Source organism: Sulfurimonas sp. (assembly GCF_026991475.1).
Lineage (GTDB): Bacteria > Campylobacterota > Campylobacteria > Campylobacterales > Sulfurimonadaceae > Sulfurimonas.
Window position 1 is genome coordinate 1 of record NZ_JALXBK010000099.1, and the last position, 3,851, is coordinate 3,851.

The 3,851-nt window shown below is 39.3% G+C and carries 4 protein-coding genes; 3 read left to right on the top strand and 1 reads right to left on the bottom strand.

The window, feature by feature from the left end; genetic code table 11:
* A partial coding sequence (locus tag MV589_RS08555; protein ID WP_297433892.1) for an FAD-binding protein occupies positions 1 to 1,185 on the top strand: 1,185 nt, incomplete at its 5' end.
* Positions 1,182 to 1,889, top strand: coding sequence for a succinate dehydrogenase/fumarate reductase iron-sulfur subunit (locus tag MV589_RS08560; RefSeq protein WP_297433894.1), 708 nt, complete (start codon positions 1,182 to 1,184; stop codon positions 1,887 to 1,889). The genes MV589_RS08555 and MV589_RS08560, both read left to right, overlap by 4 nt.
* Here MV589_RS08560 and MV589_RS08565 read toward each other — a convergent pair.
* On the bottom strand, positions 1,886 to 3,577 hold the full coding sequence (locus MV589_RS08565; protein ID WP_297433896.1) for a ferredoxin-like domain-containing protein: 1,692 nt from the start codon (positions 3,575 to 3,577) through the stop codon (positions 1,886 to 1,888). The genes MV589_RS08560 and MV589_RS08565 overlap by 4 nt on opposite strands.
* A gap of 71 nt (positions 3,578 to 3,648) precedes the next feature.
* Between MV589_RS08565 and MV589_RS08570 the strand changes: the two genes are divergently transcribed.
* The coding region (locus tag MV589_RS08570) for a nucleotide-binding YajQ family protein (protein WP_297433899.1) at positions 3,649 to 3,851 on the top strand (203 nt) is incomplete at its 3' end.

Genomic DNA, 3,851 nt, shown 5'->3' on the forward strand with positions numbered 1-3,851 from the left:
GGTGGTGCTTCAGCCCCACGAGCTTGTTATGCACAAGACTATACGGGATTGAAAATTTTGCATACGCTTTATGACAGATGTCTGCAAAAAGATGTTGAGATGTTAAATGAGAGATTTTTACTTGATCTGTTGCAAAAAGAGGATGGGAGTGTTTGCGGTGCCTTGGTATTAAATATTCGCACTGGAGAGGTAGAACACCACTTTGCAAAAAGTGTCATACTTGCGACGGGTGGTTATTCTCGTATTTATGATAAATACTCTACAAATTCTACTGCATCTACAGGCGATGGCATTGCTGCTGCAAAGCGTGCTGGCGCGAAACTTCTTGGTATGGAGTTTGTGCAGTTTCATCCAACAGGATTGAAAAATTCTTCTATTCTCATTAGTGAGTCAGCACGTGGGGAGGGAGGTTACTTGGTAAACTCTAAGGGCGAGCGCTTTACAAATGAGCTTGCCCCTCGTGATGAAGTGAGCCGTGCCATAAACGCAGAGATGCAAAAGGGCGAGGAAGTCTTTTTGGACATCCGTCATCTTGGAGAGAAATTCATCGATGAAAATTTACCCCAAGAGCGAAAACTTGCGAAGCTCTATGAAAATGTTGACCCTGTGCATGATTTGATACCTATAAAAGCAGTAGCACACTACACTATGGGAGGCATTGAAGTCGATAACAAATCACAAACAAGTGTGAGTGGTTTGTTTGTCTGCGGTGAGTGTGCCAACCATAAAGTACATGGTGCAAATAGACTTGGAGGAAACTCTCTACTTGAGATAGTTGTCTTTGGTCGCGAAGCTGGAAAAAGTGCCGCGAATTTTACCTTTTGTGATGACAAAAGCAACGGCGGGTATGACTGCAAAAAGAGTGAGAACTTTCTAAACGCAGTAAAAGAGTTTACAAATGAGATAAACTTCTATGAAAAGCGTGATGCCGTAGGAGCTCTTTTTTATAACAAAGTCGGCATAGTTCGTCGCAAAAGTGAACTACTCGCGGCAAAAGAGGAGATAGAAAGACTCAAAGAGTTACTGCCGATGATGGGTGTCAAAGATACGGCAAAGATTTATAACACAAATCTTACAGAATTTTTGGAGTTTAGAAATATGCTCGATGTGTGTGAAGCTGTAGTAAACGCAGCACTTGCGCGTGATGAGAGCTGTGGTGCGCACTATGTGGAGGCAGAGTTATGAAAATAAGCATACAAAGAGAGTTTGATTTTATAGAGTATGATGTAGATATGTCTGATGCAACACTGCTTGAAGTGTTAAATGAAATTAAAACGCACCAAGACAGTTCTTTAGCTTACAGCAGTGGCTGCCGCAGTAGCGTGTGTGGCTCTTGTGCGGTGCGAGTCAATGGCAAAGAGGTGCTTGCCTGTTCCTATAAAGCAGAAGATGGTGACAAAGTTGAGCCTTTGAAAAATGTTCCTCTGCTTCGTGATTTGGTTGTAAATATGGACGCAGCACTAGAGACAAACAAACGTGCAAAAGCGTGGATGAGTGAGTATGACAAGTCAGCTGCACTTACGCCTCAAAATGAGTTTATTAATGCTTTGCAAAGTGACTGTATTTTGTGTGGTTCATGTTACTCTGCCTGTCCTGTTTATAGCGTCAATGAAGAGTTCTTAGGGCCTTTTGCTCTGACTCGTGTTTGGAAGTATGTGAGTGACAAACGTGAGCTAAACGCAGCAGAGAAAATAGAGACGATTCAAACAAACGGGGTGTGGGACTGTACTTTGTGTAATGAGTGCACACTTGTCTGTCCGCAAGGCATTTCAAGTAAAGCCGACATTGAAAAATTGAGAATGAAATTGACAATGGCAGGGTACTCTGACCCCAATCTTGCCAACTCTTTTGGTGGAGGATTTGGTTTTGATGGGAGTCCAAGCTTCTAACGAAAGCTTGTCCTTTTAATAGGTGGTTTGTAGTGAGGGTCTTTTCCTTCTACTGTCCACAACTCTTTGACGAGACTACTTACACTCTTTTTCATACTATCTTCAAGCAGTACAAACGTATCAAAATGTTGCAATAAAAGTGATAACTCCTCCTCTTTCGTTTGGAGTTGTGTTTGTTTTAGTAGAGGAAGTGTTTGCTCTGTTTTGAGATTGTAAAGATGCCAGAGCGCTAAAAAATCTTCGCTGTAGTTGTTTAGAATATGTTCTGCATAGAGTTGAAAATTTTGGTAGCCACTCTTTTCAAAGAGTGTTACAATAAGTGTCATTGTAGTTTTGAGATGTACAAATGGTACCATTGAAAAAAGTTGTCGTGATATGCTCTTTCCTGTGTCGTGTTCAGCTCCTATGAAAATTCTAGCTCCACCATCTGTGTCTCCAAAGTTATTGGTTTTGAGACCTATCAATCCGATGTCAGTATGACGATGTCTGCCGCACCCTTTTGCACAGCCTGAAAAACCGATTTTTATACGATGTTCATAAATTTTTTCAAGTGGAAGATACTTGGCCGCTTCATCTTTAATACTCCAAACTGCATAAGGACAGAGGTTTCCGGCACAAGAGACTACAGTTGCACTGAGAGCAGGCGAAGCAAAAGGAACTTTTTTGTTTTTAAGACCAAGCAAGTAGATGTTTTGATCAATTCCTATGCGAATTTGTGCACTGTTTTGTAAAGCAAAATCACTAACTTCTCGTATCTCTTGAGGCTTGAGCCTTCCAAAATCACTTTGATAACAAAAAGCAAAACTTCCATCTTTAAGCTCTTCAAACTCTTGAAAATCAAAATGCTCCAGTACTAACTCTCCTGCGTTTACAAAAGCTTTATGGTACTGCGTTTGAATGAGCTCTTTGAGCTTTTTGAGACCTAGCTCTTCTATCATATAAAAGAGTCTGGTTTTGGAGCGTGAAAAGCGTGAACCGTGTTCATAAAAAGTAGCTACAAACGCAGTGAAAAAATCAAAGACCTCCTCTTGGGTGAGAAAAATATCTGCATCTTGTGCAATCTCTGTATTTTTTCCTCCAAGATAGACATTAAAACCATATTGAGTATCTTTTTGTGCAAGGGCAAAGTACAAATCATTTGCAAAAAAGGAGTTTACATTAGCGCTATTTCCTGAAATACCTATGCTTACGCGACGAGGAAGCATTCCTACATATTTTGGATTTTTAAGAATGTAATTTTGCATCTTTTGGATGAGAGGATAGACTTCAATATGTGCAAATTTTCCTACGCCATCATAAACATCTGTGACAATATTGCGGATATTATCTCCAAAACTCTGCCATGTTGTGAGTCCGTTTGCATTGAGTTTTTTCCAAATTTCTAAAACATTGTCAGACTCTATATCATGAAGTTGGAATCCTGCGCGGGCAGTTATAACAAGTGTAAGGTCATACTCTTCTACTATATCTGCGATATATTCAAACTCTTTGGCACTAATTTGTCCTCCTGCGTTTCTAAGCCTTAGAGTAAATTCACCTTCTAAAAAATCAGTAGTAAAAATACCGAAATCTTGCAAATAGTAGCGGTCACCCTCTCCAAGTGAGTCAAAATCAATCGTTTCAAACTCTGCAAAGTAGTCGTATGGTTTAAGTCGTGCTTTGTATATTTCGCGTTTGTTAAGTTTCATCCTTATATTATATCAAGATTTCAAACAAGAGTGTGTTATAATTGTTAGCAAAATATACAAGGTTTTTAAAGATGGCAAAAGAACACTCATTTGATATAACAGCGAAGATAGATATGCAAAATATGAAAAACGCAATAAACTTGGTAGATAGAGAAGTTGCAAATCGTTATGATTTTAAGGGTACTCCTTATGAGGTCAATTTTAAAGAGAAAGATAAAGTTTTAGTGCTTGTTGCTTCAAGTGACAATAAACTTGATGCTCTTAAAGATATAGT

What these genes read in the sequence shown, in the direction of transcription:
- MV589_RS08560 (WP_297433894.1), top strand. Translation starts at nt 1,182, where the DNA reads ATGAAAATAAGCATACAAAGAGAGTTTGATTTTATAGAGTATGATGTA.
- MV589_RS08565 (WP_297433896.1), bottom strand. Translation starts at nt 3,577, where the DNA reads ATGAAACTTAACAAACGCGAAATATACAAAGCACGACTTAAACCATAC.